Genomic DNA, 16,424 nt, shown 5'->3' on the forward strand with positions numbered 1-16,424 from the left:
TCCGACAGCATCCTGCGCTTAAGACTACCCCACGGCATTATTTCAGGTCAGCCTGAACCTGATGCAGCGGTTTTGCCCATGGATTTTTCGCCTGCACGTCCGCCGGCAGCGAGGTGACAGCACGTTTCGCTTCATCTTTCGATGCATAGATACCGCTCACCAGCACGTACCATGGTTGGCCGTTACGCGACGTTTCATAGACAACATATTTATCCAGCTTCTCTTTCTTCGCCCAGTTGTTGAGGTTGTCGTAGTTAGAGGAGCTGCTGAGCTGCAGAGTATAGTGACCCGACGGCGCAGTTTTCATTGAGCTGACGTCACCTGCCGTCTTCCCGCTCTTCGCTGCCGGCGCTGCCGCAGCTGCCGTTGCCGCTGGCGCTGCGGTCGTCGTGGTCGGCTTGCTCTGAGCGGTGGCCACCGGTTTGCTTTCGCTGACGGACGTTTTCGCCGGAGCGGTGGTCGCCGTGCTTTCAACATGCTTCGGCTGGACCGGCTTTGATTCTACCGGCGTTTTCACCACGGACTGTGGCTTCGACTGCGGCTTCGCTTCGATAACGGTATGCTTACGTTCAGCCGGACGCGGGGTCGCTGCTGTCTGACGCTCGGTCGCCTGGCGCGGCGCCGCGGTGCCATTGGCGCCATTCCGGATTGGCGCGACGGTAGCCGGTTCAGTCGGCAGCGTCGAGTTAGCCACGGCGCCGTCCAGTTGGCCCTGCTGCTGGGTCAACGCATTGTTCAGATCGCCCTGAACTTCGATACGCTGCTGGCCCTGCGGCGCAACCGCTGCCTGGCCCTGCGTCGGGTTCGCGGCAATAGGCGGTACCGTTACGTCCTGCTGTGAGGTGCTGTTAGCGGCGGCAGTCTGGTCCTGGCCGGCAGCAGGCATGCTGGCGGACTGGTCGTCAGACAGATTAATGCTCTTCTCGCCGGAAGCGGTCTGCTGGCTGGAAGATGATGGCGATTTCAGTGCGGAACCGATACCCACGATCAACAGCAGCAGCACCAGAATCCCCACACCCATCATGATGTACTGGCGGGAGGCCGGTTTGGCCGGCGCTTTTTTACGCTTGCGCGGACGACGCTCTACAGGCTGCTCTTCGAGCATCTCCTCGTCTTGCGCATCCAGTTCTTCTTCGAACTCTTCCTCTTCACGCTCGCGACGGGCCTTACCAGCGCGCGTCGGACGGCCTTCATCGGCATCAAGATCAACATCGTCAAAATTGATCTGCGGATCGGCATCACGCTCGGAAGACTGACGGGAACGACCAGCACGACGATCGTTGCGATCGGCTTTCATATCGTCTTCTGGTTTGAAATCATCCATTTAACACCCCACTAAAAGGCTTATGCTCACGATTATTGCACATCACCCGAAATGATAACGCCGCGCGAACGCGGCCAGACCTTCTTATTGTTGCGCCTGCTGAGTATCAGCAATCGCGCCAAGAACCACATCGTGCGGCACTCCGCCGCGCAGCTCGCTGCTTCCTATTGCGAGCGGGAGCACCAGCCGCATTTCGCCAGCCAGTACCTTTTTATCGCGCATCATATGGGGCAAATACGCCTGCGCACTCATTTCCTGCGGGCCGCGTACCGGTAAGCCTGCACGCTTGAGCAGCTCGATAATGCGCTGAGTATCCTGCGCGCGGAACTGCCCCAGCCGTTCGGACGTGCGTGCCGCCATCACCATACCTGCCGCCACCGCTTCGCCATGCAGCCAGTTACCGTAGCCCATTTCCGCTTCGATAGCATGGCCGAAGGTATGTCCAAGATTGAGTAAAGCACGTAACCCGGTTTCACGCTCGTCGGCTGCCACAACCTCCGCTTTCAGTTCACAGCAGCGGCGAATGCAGTACGCCATGGCGGTATCGTCCAGCGCCAGCAGCGCATCAATGTTGTTTTCCAGCCAGCTGAAGAATTCACCATCCAGGATCACCCCGTACTTGATGACCTCAGCCAGTCCGGAAGCGAGCTCGCGCTTCGGCAGAGTTTTCAGACAGTTAAGATCAACTACCACGGAAACCGGCTGCCAGAAGGCGCCAATCATGTTTTTGCCGAGAGGGTGGTTCACTGCGGTTTTGCCGCCGACCGACGAGTCGACCTGCGACAACAGGGTGGTAGGGACCTGGATGAAACGCACGCCGCGCTGATAGCTTGCCGCGGCGAAACCGGTTAAATCACCGATCACCCCCCCGCCAAGCGCCACCAGAGTGGTGTCGCGGCCATGTGGTTTTTGCAACAGCGCAGTAAACACGGTATCCATCACCGCCAGGCTTTTGTATTGCTCGCCGTCTGGCAGAATGACGCTGTCAACGTTGACCCCTGACTGCTCCAGCGCAGAGCGGACGGTATCCAGATAAAGCGGCGCCAGCGTTTCGTTGGTGACCAGCATAGCCTGGTCGCCCGACTTGAGTGGCAGGAAGGAAGCTGGATCGTTAAACAAACCAGCCGCGATGGTAATCGGGTAACTACGTTCCCCGAGGGTAACAGTAAGCCTCTCCATAACGCGACATCCACCTCAATGACTATTACTCTGACGCACTTTTATTAAGCCAGAATCAGTTGCTTTCCAGCATATGAATAATCTGGTTCGCGACGACTTTCGCACTCTGATCGTCTGTGCGGATAGTCACATCGGCGATCTCTTCATACAGCGGGTTACGCTCGTCAGCCAGCGCTTCCAGCACTTCACGAGGCGGCGCATCGACTTGTAGCAAAGGACGCTTTTTATCGCGCTGCGTACGGGCCAACTGCTTCTCGATCGTAGTTTCCAGGTAGACCACCACGCCGCGGGCGGAGAGACGGTTACGCGTTTCACGGGATTTTACAGAGCCGCCGCCAGTCGCCAGCACAATCCCCTGTTTTTCCGTCAACTCATTGATAATTTTCTCTTCACGGTCGCGGAAGCCTTCTTCGCCTTCAACATCGAAGACCCAGCCCACATCAGCGCCAGTGCGTTTCTCAATCTCTTGATCAGAATCGTAAAATTCCATGTTGAGCTGTTGGGCTAACTGGCGCCCAATAGTGCTTTTGCCGGCACCCATAGGCCCAACCAGAAAGATATTGCGTTTCTCTGCCATTTTTTCGGTACTACTAAGACTATTCGTTAATGATAAACCCGCTTCGCAGACACCCAGCGCCGCAGGGCATGAACTGAAACCTCATATGCAATAGAGCGAGAGTCAGACTAAAAATTATCTCAATACTCCGGCTGGTTTGGCAACTGAATAAAATCGCCGGACAATAAAGGGAGGATTGATGTCGTACCCGACTCTCAAATCGGTACCCCTTGTATGCTAAATCCGTCCTCACGTCAAACACCTGAAACGTGTTTAGCATGAAAAACCTGCTTAACGTACTGCCAGAATCCGTGGCGTAATAAAGACAACCAGTTCGCGACGTTCATTATCTTTCCCGTCACGACGAAACAGACGTCCCAGTACCGGGATATCGCCAAGCAGCGGGACGCTGTCGCGGGCGGTTTTGTTTTTCTGCGAAAAGATGCCGCCCAACGCTAAAGTCTCGCCGCTGCGAACTTCCACCAGGGTCTCTATCTCCTGCTTATCGATGGCCAGCGCTTCGCCGTTTTCCTGCTTCAGCACCTGGCCTGGCGTATTCTCGCTTATTCGCAGCTTAAGCCGCACTCTTCCCTGCTGCAGCACCGTCGGCGTGACCTCCATGCCCAGCACCGCCTCTTTGAACTCCACCGAAGTGGCGCCGCTTTCGCCACTGGAAACCTGATAGGGGATCTCGCTTCCCTGCTTGATGCTGGCAGGCTGCATGTGGGAGGCCAATAAACGCGGGCTGGCAATAATTTCGACCTGCTGCTTGCGCTCCAGCGCGGATAGCTCCAGCTCAAGCAAGCGACCGTTGATCTTGCCGATGTTAAACCCTGCGCGGGTGCTGGCATCGTTTACCGATACATCGCTGCTTAGGGTGGTGATTTGCCCGGAGCCTGGCGGGCTTCCGGCTTCCGCAAGCCGCCACTTCACCCCCAGCTCACGAAGGCTGGTTTCGCTCATCGACACGATATGGGCGGCCAGCTCCACCTGGCCGACCGGCAGATCCATCTCCTGCGCCCAGGCCTTCAACGCCGTCAGGTGCCGGGCATCATCGCGGATCAGCAGCCGATTAGTCCGTTTGTCCGCCATCAGGTGTCCCCTGGCGCTGAGCAGCTTTCCGCCGCTTTTAGCCAGCTCCTCAGCGTCGGCAAAGTGCAGGGTCACGCTCTCCGCCTGCAGGGGCAGGTTCTGCAGGCGTTTCTCCTGTTCGGCTTCACGCTGCGCCTGATTTGCCTTTTGCCAGGCCTGGGTGTGCGCGTAGATGACCGTCCCCTGCTGTTGCAAAGAGAGACCCGCGCTATCCGCTACCGCCCGCAGCGCCTGGCTCCAGGGAACCTTCTGCAGACGCAGGGAGAGCGTGCCGCTGACGTCCGGCGCGACGACGAGGTTCTTATGGTTCATTTCGGCCAGGGCTTGCAGCACCTGGGCCACTGGCGCATCGTCAATCACCAGCGAAACCGGTTTATCATTGCGGGCGGCGGGGGCCACCGCCAGCGGCAGCAGCAGAAGCAGCAGGCTTATCCATCGCATCATGTTGTTTCCCTTCACGTTGCCAGCGCCACGCTGGCGGTTCACATCCCGAAGACGTGACGATGTCCAGCTCACCGGCCGTCAGCCGGCTCACCCGCCAGCCCGTGGGCAATTGCTCATCCATGCGTACCCGTCGCCACTTTCCGTTCCCATCCTGCAGAAACCCCGTCCAGCCAGCCTCATCCCCAACCGCCCCGCCATAGCGCCATTGCGAAAGCTGCGCCGTGCGGCAGGGATCCTCAACCGGCTGGAAAGGGTCACGCTCGGCCGCCAGCAGCGACAGCGGTAGCCACAGGAAGATCCAGCGTTTACCGCTCATCTTCCGCCTCCAGCAGCAGTCGCAGGCGGAGCGTCTGCGCCTCACGGCCCAGCGAAAACGAACGCGGATTCATCCCGCAGCGCGCCAGCCAGGAAAAAAGCGCGGGTACCGTTGACCAGGACAGGGTCAGCTCCATCTCGCCGCCGCTTCCCTGCGGACGCCAGGCGATAAGCTTCGCTCCGGAGAGCGGAATGGCTATGGGCGAAAATGACTGCGTGTCGATGCGCGCCCCGGGATTTTCCTCGCCGGGGATGCGCAGCGCCATGATCCGCCGCCACTGCGTTTGCAACGCCGCATCACGGGTTACCGCCGCCTGCGGCGGGCGCAGATCGCGCCAGAGCGCCACGCCGCCTCCCGACAGCCCTATTGCGATCAGGATCGGCAGCCCCGTCCAGGCGCCCCGAAGGTTAATCCGCATCAGCGCGCGCTCCCGTCAGGGTAAAACTGAACTGCCAACGCCCCTCGGCGTCGCGCTGGGTCCCGCCGGCTTTTGCCGGCGCGAATCCCGCGACGCGAGTCAGCGCAGCCTCCACGCTGGTTAGCGCCTGCAGGTTAAGGGCCAGGCCGTCCAGCGTGAGGAGTACGCCCTGGTACTCCAGCCGCGTCAGCCACGCCTGCGCGGGCAGATCTGCCGCGAGCGCCTGCAGCCTGGGTTGCCAGGCGGCGATCGCCGATCTGCGCTGGTACTGCTGGCGCTGCCGTTGATGCTGCTGCCACGCCTCACGCATCGCCTGCTCGCGCTGCTTAAGCGAAGCGAGCAGCTGCGCGTCGGCCGTCGTGTGAAGCGTCGCCAGGAAGTCGCGCTGCAGACGCGCCGTTCGGCTCACCAGCAGGCCCATCCCGCCCAGCAGCACAATGCCGATGGTTAACAACAGGACGTAGCGCAGGCGCTGGCGGCGACGCAGGTCGCGCCAGGGAAGAAGATTAACGACATGCGTCATGCCGCCCGCCTCCCAGCGCCAGCCCAAGGGCAATGGCGTAACGATCGCCATCGGCTGGCAGCGGGGGCTGCCGACGGTGAATCACTTGCCAGACATCAAAGCGACTGGCCTCATCGCCCGCGTCAATACACAGGCGCAGCGGAACCTGAAGCTGCCCCGCCAGCTGGCTTAAGGACCCGACATCAGCGCAGGCGTCACTGCCCCAGGCCTCACGGGTCGCCCACAGCCAGCGCTTTTCATCCCGCCACGCCAGGCCCTGGTCTGCCGCAGTCATCCAGGGGAAAAAGGCGCCGAGCGCACTGGCATCCGGTACGATGGCCGCCACCCGCAGCCGCAGCCGCCCTGCCAGCTCCCGCAGAACATTGATATCCAGCCGCTGCGCCGCCGTAACCTGCCAGCCGTCATCCCGCGAGGTGGGGGCATAATCAATACATAGCGCGGAGGCAGGCATTGCCAGCTGCTGGCTCATGGCGCTGGCTACCCACGTCGCCTGTTCCCGCTCCCGCAGGGCGAACTGGGGATACGGAAGACGCTTTTGCAGTGTGCGCACCGCGGGAAAGGCGATACTAACCTGATGCTGCGCCGGTAGCTCCCGCCGCCAGGCGGCCAGCCGCGAACCGAGTGCGCTGACGTCCGCCACCATTCCCTGACGCACCAGCCCCGGCGGCAATGGGATACGCCACCAGCGGCGCAGCGCCCAGTGTGAACGTTCATGCAATAGCGCGACAATGGCAATGCTATCCTGTTGGATATGCATTCCAAGCCGCCAGTTTCTGAAAGCCATGCTTACGATCTCCTTATCCGGCAAAACTGCCCGGCTATATCAATGCACCTGGCTTGCCTTTATACTACCGCGCGTTTGTTTATAAACTGCCCAAATAAAACTAAATGGGAAAACACCGGTGAAGTTCGTAAAGTATCTATTGATCCTTGCAGTCTGTTGCGTACTGCTGGGAGCAGGCTCGATTTTTGGCCTCTACAAATACATAGAGCCGCAACTCCCCGACGTCGCAACCCTGAAGGATGTGCGTTTGCAGATCCCGATGCAGGTCTATAGCGCCGACGGTGAGCTTATTGCGCAGTACGGCGAAAAGCGCCGTATCCCTGTGACGTTGCAGCAAATTCCCCCCGAGCTGGTGAAAGCGTTTATCGCCACCGAAGACAGCCGCTTCTATGAGCACCACGGCGTCGATCCGGTAGGTATTTTCCGCGCCGCCAGCGTGGCGATGTTTTCAGGCCACGCCTCCCAGGGCGCCAGCACCATCACCCAGCAGTTAGCGCGTAACTTCTTTCTCAGCCCCGAGAAGACGTTGATGCGTAAGATTAAAGAGGCCTTTCTGGCCATCCGCATCGAGCAGTTGCTGAATAAAGATGAAATCCTTGAGCTGTATCTGAACAAGATCTACCTCGGCTACCGCGCCTATGGCGTCGGCGCCGCGGCGCAGGTCTATTTTGGCAAACCTATCGACCAACTGACCCTGAGTGAGATGGCGGTGATTGCCGGTCTGCCGAAAGCGCCTTCCACTTTTAACCCGCTCTATTCGATGGATCGCGCGACCGCCCGTCGCAACGTGGTGCTGTCGCGTATGCTGAGCGAAGGGTACATCACCCAGGCGCAATACGATGAGGCGCGCAGCGAACCCATCGACGCCAGCTATCACGCGCCGAAAATCGCCTTCTCCGCCCCTTACCTGAGTGAAATGGTGCGCCAGGAGATGGTGAATCGCTACGGCGAGCAGGCCTACGAAGACGGTTATCGGGTCTATACCACCATTACCCGCAAAAACCAGCAGGCGGCCCAGCAGGCGGTACGCAATAACGTGCTGGATTACGATATGCGTCACGGCTACCGCGGCCCGGCCAGCGTACTGTGGAAAGTCGGTGAAACGCCGTGGGAGACGAAGAAGATCGTCGATTCGCTGAAGCGTCAGTCTGGCTACGGTCCGCTTTTCCCGGCGGTGGTCACCTCCGCGAATGCCCAGGAGGCTGTCGCGCTGTTGGCTAACGGCGACTCCGTTTCGCTGACGATGGAGGGCGTGCGCTGGGCCCGTCGCTTTATCTCTGATACGCAGCAAGGGGCGACCCCGCGTAAAGTCAACGACGTTGTGCAGGCCGGGCAGCAGATCTGGGTACGCAAGGTGGGTGACAGCTGGTGGCTATCCCAGCTCCCGGACGTCAACTCAGCGCTGGTCTCCATTAACCCGCAAAACGGCGCGATTATTGCCCTTGTCGGCGGGTTTGACTTTAACCAGAGCAAGTTCAACCGCGCCACCCAGGCGCTGCGCCAGGTCGGCTCCAACATTAAACCGTTCCTCTATACCGCCGCGATGGATAAAGGCTTAACGCTGGCAAGTATGCTCAACGATGTGCCGATCTCGCGCTGGGATGCGGGCGCAGGTTCCGACTGGCGGCCGAAGAACTCGCCGCCGCAGTATGCCGGTCCGATTCGTTTACGCCAGGGCCTGGGGCAGTCGAAAAACGTGGTGATGGTGCGCGCTATGCGCGCCATGGGCGTAGACTACGCCGCCGAGTATCTGCAGCGCTTTGGCTTCCCGGCGCAGAACATTGTCCACACGGAATCGTTGGCGCTGGGCTCAGCCTCCTTTACGCCCCTGCAGGTCGCTCGCGGTTATTCGGTGATGGCCAACGGCGGCTTCCTGGTCAATCCTTTCTTTATCAGTAAGATTGAGAACGATCAGGGCGGGGTCCTCTTCGAGGAGCGTCCGAAAATTGCCTGTCCGCAGTGTGATTTACCGGTAATTTACGGCGATACGCCAAAATCCAACGTGCTGGAAAACAAGGATGTGGAAGATGTCACCACCTCCGCGGAACCGCAGAATGGCAACGTGCCGCCGCAGCCGCAGCTGGAGCAGGCCAACCAGTCGCTGGTCGCGCAGAGCGGCGCACAGGAATACGCGCCGCATGTGATTAACACACCGCTGGCCTTCCTGATCAAGAGCGCGCTGAACAGCAACATCTTTGGCGAGCCGGGCTGGATGGGCACCGGCTGGCGCGCCGGACGCGATCTGCAGCGGCATGACATCGGTGGGAAAACCGGGACCACCAACAGCTCGAAGGACGCCTGGTTCTCAGGCTACGGACCGGGCGTGGTGACCTCGGTTTGGATCGGCTTTGACGATCATCGTCGCGATCTTGGCCGGACCACCGCCTCCGGAGCGATTAAAGATCAGATCTCTGGCTATGAAGGCGGTGCCAAAAGCGCCCAGCCGGCCTGGGACAGCTTTATGAAGAGCGTGCTGGAAGGCGTTCCGGAAGAACCGTTAACTCCGCCGCCGGGTATCGTCACGGTGAATATCGACCGTAGCACTGGTCAGTTGGCGAACGGGGGCAATAGCCGGGCGGAGTACTTTATTGAAGGAACCCAGCCCACCCAGCAGGCAGTCCGTGAGGTTGGCACCACCCTGACTGACGGCGGCGGTGAAACCCACGAATTGTTCTGACAAAAAAAGCGCCTGCGGGCGCTTTTTTATTGCTGCTTAGCGTGGACGCTCGTTCAGAGTCGGCCCTGGGCCTGCAGCCATTCCCGCACTAAAAACAGCGCGCTGACGTTACGGGCCTCATTAAAATCTTCTTCATCCAGCAGCGACATCAGCTGCGCCAGCGGCCAGCGCACCTGCGGTAGCGGCTCAGGTTCATCGCCCGGCAGTGACTCCGGATAGAGATCTTCCGCCACCATGATATTCATTTTGCTGGAGAAGTAGGAGGGGGCCATACTGAGCTTCTTCAAAAACGTCAGCTTATTGGCGCCATAGCCAACCTCTTCTTTCAGCTCGCGATTGGCCGCTTCATCCACGGTTTCACCTGGATCAATCAGCCCTTTGGAGAAGCCCAGCTCGTAGGACTCCGTCCCCACGGCATACTCACGAATCAAAATAATGTGATCATCCACAATCGGCACAATCATCACCGCTTCACGGGTGGAAGGCCGCATACGTTCATAAACGCGACGCACACCGTTGCTGAACTCCAGATCGACGCTTTCGACATTAAAGAGGCGCGAACGGGCGACAGTTTCAACATTGAGAATGGTGGGTTTTTGTAATGATTTGCTCATTGTCATCGGTCTATGCTGTGATTAAGCAGTCATTGTGCGATACGCAACACGCTTTCGGCAATCCAAATTGCTACTTATTTACAGAGTTGTAACCTTTTCCCTGCAGGGGGAAAAGTAATAAAGATAAAAAAGTCAATAGCTTGAATTCGCTTTGAGAATTTACCGATTTCTGCGCTTTAACGTTTTTGGTAAGCTTGTGCGCTGCTGCATGACATATTCACTACCCTGTAAGCAGGTGCGCCGCTAACACTGCAGCTTGACGTTAGTCTTCACGTTCACCGACGATTTCGTAAGAAAAAAATAACTTTGATGGGATGGGCATGGGCACCTTTCTGATATTCCTTACAGCTCTGCTAATCTGCGTATTGCTCATCGGATGGTGGTATCGCGCTCACGCCAGACGCCGCCGACTCCCCCTACTGCACGCCTTTAGCGACGCTACCACGCGGCAGCTTCCTGCGGATGAGCGCCAGGCTATTGAGAAGTATGTTGCCGAGTTGAGCCACGCCCAGCAGGTGCCGGCGTCCGGTGCGACCAGCGCGCCTGTCGCTCTGGCGCTGAACGAACAGAGTGATACCGTCTATGCGGTGACACGCGCCATCACCCGCTACGGGATCACCACCGACGCGCCGAATAAATGGCGCTATTTCCTCGATTCGGTTGAAGTTCATCTGCCGCCGTTCTGGGAACAGCATATCAACGATGAAAACAGCGTCGAGCTGATCCCCACCGACAGCCTGCCGCTGGTTATCACCCTTAACGGTCATAGCCTGAGCGACTATCGCCAGGAAGCGCAAAGCTACGCCCTGGAACGCGCTTCGGCCACCCAGGCCTCCATTCGCGGCGAAGAGAGCGAGCAGGTAGAGTTGCGGCAGATCCGTCGGGAAACGCCTGAAGAACACGCTCTGAATCGCCCGGACGGGCTGCGCGAAGCGATCCTGATCGTCGCCTCCTTTCTGTTCTTTTATTTCAGCCTGATTGGGCCAGCTGTCTTTACCCCCTGGCTGGTCGCCGCAGGTTTGTTGCTGCTCGCCGCCGGACTGTGGGGGATTTATGCCCCGCCGCGTCGCGCCGCGCTGCGCGAAATCCATTGCCTGCGGGGCGTCCCTAAGCGCTGGGGATTGTTTGGCGAAAACGATCAGGAGCAAATCAATAACATCTCGCTGGGCATTATCGATCTCATCTATCCGCGCCACTGGCAACCCTGGATTGCCCAGGACCTGGGGCAGCAGACCGATATTGATATCTATCTCAACCGCCACGTGGCCCGTCAGGGACGCTACCTGTCGCTTCATGATGAAGTGAAAAACTTCCCGCTGCAGTACTGGCTACGCAGCGCGATTATCGCCGCCGGCGCCCTGGTGGTGGTGATTATGCTGTGGGCCAGCGTACCGTTGAATATGCCGTTTAAGTTCACCCTGTCGTGGCTGAAGGGCGCGCAAACGATTGAAGCCACTACCGTCAGCCAGCTGGAAAAAGCCCATGTGCGCATTGGCGATACGCTGCGCCTGACCGGTACCGGGATGTGTAATATCCGCACGCCGGGCAGTTGGTCCGCCAAAGAGGATTCGCCGTTCCTGCCTTTCGATTGTTCACAGATTGTGTGGAACGACGCCCCTCCTCTGCCGCTGCCGGAGTCTGACATTGTCAGCAAAGCGACCGCCCTGATGCAGTCCGTCCAGCGCCAGCTGCACCCGGAAACCGACGATGATTCCCGCGTCAGCCCTGCCCTACGCTCCGCCATTCAGAAATCAGGCATGGTGCTACTGGATGATTTCGGCGATATCGTGCAGAAAACTAACGATCTCTGCTCGGCAAAGGATGATTGCCTGCGGCTGAAGAATGCGTTGGTCAATCTTGGCAATACCCGTAACTGGGAAACGTTAACCAAGCGCGCCACCGCCGGCAAGCTGGATGGCGTGAACGTGCTGCTGCGGCCGGTCAGCGCCGAGTCGCTGGAGAATCTGGTGACCACCTCAACCGCGCCCTTTGTGATACGCGAAACCTCACGGGCCGCGCAGGCGCTGAACAGCCCGGCTCCCGGCGGTTTTCTTATCGCCAGCGATGAGGGCAGCGTACTGGTCAATCAGCCGTGGCCGGCGGTGAGTCTGTATGATTATCCGGCCCATGAGCAGTGGGGCGAACTGCGGCGGCTGGCCGGTATGCTCATGCATACCCCCTTCCATGCCGAAGGTATCGTTACCAACCTGTTTACTGACGCCAACGGCACGCAGCATATCAACCTGCATCGCATCCCCGACCGCAGCGGCCTGTGGCGTTATCTGGGCATCACCCTGCTGCTGCTGTCAATGGTGGGGTGCATGGCTTACCACGCCGTGCAGGCCCTGCGTCGTTATCAACGCCATCGTCAGCGTATGGAAGAGATTCAGAAATATTACGAAAGCTGCCTTAATCCGGTTTTGCTCCCCTCATCTGACTCGCAAGATTAATTTTCCCGGCGACAGGGTGTGATACCCTGTCGCCCATTTTCCGCTCGCTGGAGAGTCATCATGCACTTTGATATCGCCTGGCAGGAGGTCGATACCGTTCTGCTGGATATGGACGGCACGCTCCTGGACCTCGCCTTCGACAACTACTTCTGGCAAACGCTGGTGCCTGAAACCTGGGGGGCCGCCCGCGGCCTCAATTTGCAGGAGGCGAAAGACGCCATGCGCCAGGAGTATCACGCCGTGCAGCATACGCTAAACTGGTACTGTCTGGATTACTGGAGCGAGCGCCTGGGTTTGGATATTTGTGCGATGACCAGCGAACAAGGTCCGCGCGCCACGCTGCGCGAGGATACCGTGCCGTTCCTTGATGCGCTCAAGGCCTGCGGTAAGCGACGCATTCTGTTGACCAATGCCCATCCCCACAATCTGGCGGTGAAGCTCAAACACACCGGCCTGGACGCGCACCTTGATTTATTACTTTCCACCCACACATTTGGTTATCCGAAAGAGGATCAGCGTCTGTGGTGCGCCGTGGCGGAGGAAACTGGCCTTGAGGCGCACAAAACGCTGTTTGTCGACGACAGCGAGGCGATACTGGATGCCGCGAGGGAGTTTGGCATTCGTTACTGCCTGGGTATTACCAATCCTGACTCCGGACTGGCGGAAAAGCAGTATCTGCGCCATCCGGGGCTGAATGATTACCGACGACTGATCCCTTCGCTTACCCCGAAGGAGAGGCGATGAAAGAGAAGCCCACCGAAACCGTCAGACTGGACAAATGGCTTTGGGCCGCCCGCTTTTACAAAACCCGCGCGCTGGCGCGGGAAATGATTGAAGGCGGCAAGGTTCATTACAACGGACAACGTAGCAAACCCGGAAAAATCGTCGAACTCGACGCCATGCTGACGCTGCGCCAGGGCAACGACGAGCGGACGGTGCGCATTATCGGTATTACCGAACAGCGCCGCCCGGCAAGCGAAGCCGTCAACCTGTATGAAGAGACGGCGGAGAGTATCGAGAAGCGTGAAAAAATGGCCCTGGCGCGCAAAATGAACGCCCTGACCATGCCGCACCCTGACAGACGTCCGGACAAGAAAGAGCGCCGCGACCTGATGAGATTTAAACACGGCGAGAGTGAATAACTCGCGCCAGAAAGAGAGATGATTATGACTCAACACGATCAATTACATCGTTATCTGTTTGAAAACTATGCCGTGCGCGGCGAGCTGGTGACGGTGTCGGAAACCCTGGAACAGATTCTGGCGAATCACACCTATCCCCAACCGGTCAAAACGGTGCTGGCGGAGCTGTTGGTCGCCACCAGTCTGCTGACCGCGACGCTGAAGTTTGCCGGCGACATTACCGTACAGCTGCAGGGGGATGGCCCTTTACAGCTGGCGGTGATCAACGGCAATAACCAGCAGCAGCTGCGCGGCGTCGCGCGCGTGCAAGGCGAGATTGCGGACGATGCGGATCTGAAAACGATGGTCGGCAACGGCTACCTGGTCATTACCATCTCTCCGGAAGAAGGTGAGCGCTATCAGGGCGTGGTCGGTCTGGAAGGCGATACGCTGGCCGCCTGCCTGGAAGATTATTTCCAGCGTTCAGAGCAGCTGCCGACGCGCCTTATCATCCGCACCGGCGATCATGAAGGCCAGCCGATGGCGGGCGGGATGCTGCTGCAGGTGATGCCGGCGCAGGATGCCCAGACTGCCGACTTCGAGCACCTGGCGACGCTTACCGAGACCATTAAGGCGGAAGAGCTGTTCACCCTGCCGGCAAATGATGTGCTGTGGCGTCTGTACCATGAAGAAGAAGTCACGGTCTACGACCCGCAGAGCGTGGAGTTCAAGTGCACCTGCTCCCGCGAACGCTGCGCCGGCGCGCTGAAGACGCTGCCGGATGAAGAGATTGATAGCATCCTCGCCGACGAAGGCGAAATTGATATGCACTGCGACTACTGCGGTAACCACTATATCTTCAATGCCATGGATATTGCCGAGATCCGTAATAACGCCTCTCCGGCCGATCCGCAGGTTCATTAATCCCCGCATCTTTCTCAGGCACAGGGCGGCAATGTTGTTTGTCGCGTTGTGCCTGACTTTTAATTTATTCGCGAGTTGAATCGATTTTCCCTGAAAGAGTTACGTAATTTAATTTCAGGAAAGCGATTACATTCACATTTCAGCAGTTTTTTTAATTACTTTTTAACCATTGAGAAACATCTAACCCCACCATCCGTCCATTTCCTGAGATAATCCACTCCACTTCGTGACAGGAGTCACCGTTTTTATCGTCATTCTGAGGAATGTCGAGATACGTAAATCTATGAGCCTGGTCGCGGTCAATACCCGGCAATTAACCCTACAATTTACAGCAGTACATCTTGGCTAAGGAGCAGTGACATGCGCGTTAATCATGGTTTAACCCCGCAGGATCTCAAGGCTTATGGTATCAATGACGTCCAGGATATCGTCCACAACCCCAGCTACGACATGTTGTTTCAGGAAGAGCTCGACCCGAACCTGGAAGGCTACGAACGTGGCGTATTAACCACTCTGGGTGCTATCGCCGTCGACACGGGCATTTTTACCGGTCGTTCTCCGAAAGATAAGTATCTCGTGCGCGACGACACCACCCGCGACACCGTCTGGTGGTCCGATAAAGGCAAAGGTAAAAACGACAACAAGCCGCTTTCGCAGGAAACCTGGCAGCATCTGAAAGGGCTGGTGACCCAGCAACTGTCCGGTAAACGCCTGTTTATCGTCGACGCTTTCTGCGGCGCCAACGCCGATACCCGTCTCAGCGTACGTTTCATTACCGAAGTGGCCTGGCAGGCGCACTTCGTTAAAAACATGTTCATCCGTCCGAGCGATGAAGAGCTGGCTGAATTCGAGCCCGACTTCATCGTGATGAACGGCGCGAAATGCACCAATCCGCAGTGGAAAGAGCAGGGCCTCAATTCGGAAAACTTCGTCGCCTTCAACCTCACCGAGCGCATTCAGTTGATCGGCGGCACCTGGTACGGCGGCGAGATGAAGAAAGGGATGTTCTCGATCATGAACTACCTGCTGCCGCTGAAGGGCATCGCCTCCATGCACTGCTCAGCCAACGTCGGCGAGAAAGGCGATGTCGCCATTTTCTTCGGCCTCTCAGGCACCGGCAAAACCACCCTCTCCACCGACCCGAAACGCCGCCTGATTGGCGATGACGAACATGGCTGGGATGACGACGGCGTGTTTAACTTCGAAGGGGGCTGCTACGCCAAGACCATCAAGCTCTCTGAAGCGGCCGAGCCAGATATCTATCACGCCATCCGCCGCAACGCCCTGCTGGAAAACGTGGTGGTACGCGCCGACGGCACGGTCGATTTCGATGACGGTTCAAAGACCGAAAATACCCGCGTCTCCTACCCCATCGACCACATCGACAACATTGTTAAGCCGGTGTCTAAAGCGGGTCACGCTACCAAAGTGATCTTCCTGACGGCCGATGCGTTCGGCGTCCTGCCGCCGGTCTCCCGCCTGACCGCCGACCAGACGCAGTACCATTTCCTGTCCGGGTTTACCGCCAAACTGGCCGGCACCGAGCGCGGCGTAACCGAACCCACGCCAACCTTCTCCGCCTGCTTCGGCGCCGCCTTCCTGTCGCTGCACCCGACGCAGTACGCCGAAGTGCTGGTCAAACGCATGCAGGCGGCTGGCGCGCAGGCTTATCTGGTCAATACCGGCTGGAACGGCACCGGCAAGCGCATCTCGATTAAAGATACCCGCGCGATCATCGACGCCATCCTCAATGGCTCGCTGGACAACGCGGAGACCTTTACCCTACCGATGTTTAACCTGCAGATCCCGACGGCGCTGCCGGGCGTGGATACCCACATCCTCGATCCGCGCAGCACCTATGGTTCCCCGGAGCAGTGGCAGGAAAAAGCCGACCAGCTGGCGAAGCTGTTTATTGAGAATTTTGAGAAGTATACCGATACGCCAGCGGGCGCCGCGCTGGTGGCGGCAGGACCGCAGCGCTAACGGGCGCAAAGGTGAAAAA

The 16,424-nt window shown here is 58.4% G+C and carries 15 protein-coding genes; 6 read left to right on the plus strand and 9 right to left on the minus strand.

The window, feature by feature from the left end; translation table 11 throughout:
* Positions 1–37: 37 nt before the first annotated feature.
* The 8 genes from damX to DR88_RS04090 form a co-directional block, all read right to left on the minus strand.
* Positions 38–1,324 (minus strand): cell division protein DamX, encoded by a 1,287-nt coding sequence (gene damX, locus DR88_RS04120; protein WP_004150046.1) that lies wholly within the window; start codon positions 1,322–1,324, stop codon positions 38–40.
* A gap of 84 nt (positions 1,325–1,408) precedes the next feature.
* Positions 1,409–2,503: a 3-dehydroquinate synthase gene (gene aroB, locus DR88_RS04115; protein ID WP_004150047.1), complete on the minus strand. Its 1,095-nt coding sequence runs from the start codon at positions 2,501–2,503 to the stop codon at positions 1,409–1,411.
* A 55-nt stretch (positions 2,504–2,558) separates the two neighbouring features.
* Positions 2,559–3,080: a shikimate kinase AroK gene (aroK, locus tag DR88_RS04110; protein WP_002920267.1), complete on the minus strand. Its 522-nt coding sequence runs from the start codon at positions 3,078–3,080 to the stop codon at positions 2,559–2,561.
* 270 nt (positions 3,081–3,350) lie between these two features.
* A complete protein-coding gene (hofQ, locus tag DR88_RS04105; protein WP_032443989.1) occupies positions 3,351–4,595 on the minus strand; it encodes a DNA uptake porin HofQ in 1,245 nt (414 codons plus the stop codon).
* Entirely contained in the window at positions 4,528–4,911 is a 384-nt protein-coding gene (locus DR88_RS0126650; protein ID WP_002920279.1) for a HofP DNA utilization family protein, read from the minus strand. Before DR88_RS0126650 ends, hofQ begins: the two co-directional genes overlap by 68 nt.
* Positions 4,901–5,329, minus strand: a complete 429-nt coding sequence (locus DR88_RS04100; protein WP_025861246.1) for a HofO family protein — start codon at positions 5,327–5,329, stop codon at positions 4,901–4,903. The genes DR88_RS0126650 and DR88_RS04100 overlap by 11 nt, the downstream gene beginning before the upstream one ends.
* The gene (locus DR88_RS04095) at positions 5,319–5,852 is read right to left on the minus strand and encodes a PilN domain-containing protein (RefSeq protein WP_004174028.1); all 534 of its coding nucleotides are present in this window, start codon (positions 5,850–5,852) and stop codon (positions 5,319–5,321) included. Before DR88_RS04095 ends, DR88_RS04100 begins: the two co-directional genes overlap by 11 nt.
* The gene (locus DR88_RS04090; protein ID WP_020323926.1) at positions 5,836–6,636 is read right to left on the minus strand and encodes a type IV pilus biogenesis protein PilM; all 801 of its coding nucleotides are present in this window, start codon (positions 6,634–6,636) and stop codon (positions 5,836–5,838) included. Before DR88_RS04090 ends, DR88_RS04095 begins: the two co-directional genes overlap by 17 nt.
* Positions 6,637–6,754: 118 nt before the next feature.
* Here DR88_RS04090 and mrcA point away from each other — a divergent pair, with 118 nt between their 5' ends.
* Entirely contained in the window at positions 6,755–9,313 is a 2,559-nt protein-coding gene (mrcA, locus tag DR88_RS04085; protein ID WP_004150051.1) for a peptidoglycan glycosyltransferase/peptidoglycan DD-transpeptidase MrcA, read from the plus strand.
* Between the two features lie 53 nt (positions 9,314–9,366).
* Here the strand turns inward: mrcA and nudE are convergent, their stop codons facing one another.
* The gene (gene nudE, locus DR88_RS04080) at positions 9,367–9,927 is read right to left on the minus strand and encodes an ADP compounds hydrolase NudE (RefSeq protein ID WP_002920321.1); all 561 of its coding nucleotides are present in this window, start codon (positions 9,925–9,927) and stop codon (positions 9,367–9,369) included.
* Positions 9,928–10,247: 320 nt separating this feature from the next.
* Here nudE and DR88_RS04075 point away from each other — a divergent pair, with 320 nt between their 5' ends.
* The 5 genes from DR88_RS04075 to pckA all read left to right on the plus strand — a co-directional run bounded on the left by DR88_RS04075 (position 10,248) and on the right by pckA (position 16,405).
* On the plus strand, positions 10,248–12,377 hold the full coding sequence (locus tag DR88_RS04075) for an intracellular growth attenuator family protein (RefSeq protein ID WP_004174025.1): 2,130 nt from the start codon (positions 10,248–10,250) through the stop codon (positions 12,375–12,377).
* Between the two features lie 60 nt (positions 12,378–12,437).
* On the plus strand, positions 12,438–13,121 hold the full coding sequence (yrfG, locus tag DR88_RS04070; RefSeq protein ID WP_004210367.1) for a GMP/IMP nucleotidase: 684 nt from the start codon (positions 12,438–12,440) through the stop codon (positions 13,119–13,121).
* On the plus strand, positions 13,118–13,519 hold the full coding sequence (hslR, locus tag DR88_RS04065) for a ribosome-associated heat shock protein Hsp15 (RefSeq protein ID WP_002920326.1): 402 nt from the start codon (positions 13,118–13,120) through the stop codon (positions 13,517–13,519). The genes yrfG and hslR overlap by 4 nt, the downstream gene beginning before the upstream one ends.
* A gap of 18 nt (positions 13,520–13,537) precedes the next feature.
* Positions 13,538–14,422: an Hsp33 family molecular chaperone HslO gene (gene hslO / locus DR88_RS04060; protein WP_004188324.1), complete on the plus strand. Its 885-nt coding sequence runs from the start codon at positions 13,538–13,540 to the stop codon at positions 14,420–14,422.
* A 360-nt stretch (positions 14,423–14,782) separates the two neighbouring features.
* A complete protein-coding gene (gene pckA / locus DR88_RS04055) occupies positions 14,783–16,405 on the plus strand; it encodes a phosphoenolpyruvate carboxykinase (ATP) (RefSeq protein ID WP_002920331.1) in 1,623 nt (540 codons plus the stop codon).
* The last annotated feature ends 19 nt before the right edge of the window (positions 16,406–16,424 follow it).

The organism is Klebsiella pneumoniae (assembly GCF_000742135.1).
Classification (GTDB): Bacteria; Pseudomonadota; Gammaproteobacteria; order Enterobacterales; family Enterobacteriaceae; genus Klebsiella; species Klebsiella pneumoniae.

Bases quoted from the DNA above. Each gene is read 5' to 3' on its own strand.
- damX (WP_004150046.1), bottom strand. From the start codon at position 1,324: ATGGATGATTTCAAACCAGAAGACGATATGAAAGCCGATCGCAACGAT.
- aroB (WP_004150047.1), bottom strand. From the start codon at position 2,503: ATGGAGAGGCTTACTGTTACCCTCGGGGAACGTAGTTACCCGATTACC.
- aroK (WP_002920267.1), bottom strand. From the start codon at position 3,080: ATGGCAGAGAAACGCAATATCTTTCTGGTTGGGCCTATGGGTGCCGGC.
- hofQ (WP_032443989.1), bottom strand. From the start codon at position 4,595: ATGATGCGATGGATAAGCCTGCTGCTTCTGCTGCTGCCGCTGGCGGTG.
- DR88_RS0126650 (WP_002920279.1), bottom strand. From the start codon at position 4,911: ATGAGCGGTAAACGCTGGATCTTCCTGTGGCTACCGCTGTCGCTGCTG.
- DR88_RS04100 (WP_025861246.1), bottom strand. From the start codon at position 5,329: ATGCGGATTAACCTTCGGGGCGCCTGGACGGGGCTGCCGATCCTGATC.
- DR88_RS04095 (WP_004174028.1), bottom strand. From the start codon at position 5,852: ATGACGCATGTCGTTAATCTTCTTCCCTGGCGCGACCTGCGTCGCCGC.
- DR88_RS04090 (WP_020323926.1), bottom strand. From the start codon at position 6,636: ATGGCTTTCAGAAACTGGCGGCTTGGAATGCATATCCAACAGGATAGC.
- nudE (WP_002920321.1), bottom strand. From the start codon at position 9,927: ATGAGCAAATCATTACAAAAACCCACCATTCTCAATGTTGAAACTGTC.
- DR88_RS04075 (WP_004174025.1), top strand. From the start codon at position 10,248: ATGGGCACCTTTCTGATATTCCTTACAGCTCTGCTAATCTGCGTATTG.
- yrfG (WP_004210367.1), top strand. From the start codon at position 12,438: ATGCACTTTGATATCGCCTGGCAGGAGGTCGATACCGTTCTGCTGGAT.
- hslR (WP_002920326.1), top strand. From the start codon at position 13,118: ATGAAAGAGAAGCCCACCGAAACCGTCAGACTGGACAAATGGCTTTGG.
- hslO (WP_004188324.1), top strand. From the start codon at position 13,538: ATGATTATGACTCAACACGATCAATTACATCGTTATCTGTTTGAAAAC.
- pckA (WP_002920331.1), top strand. From the start codon at position 14,783: ATGCGCGTTAATCATGGTTTAACCCCGCAGGATCTCAAGGCTTATGGT.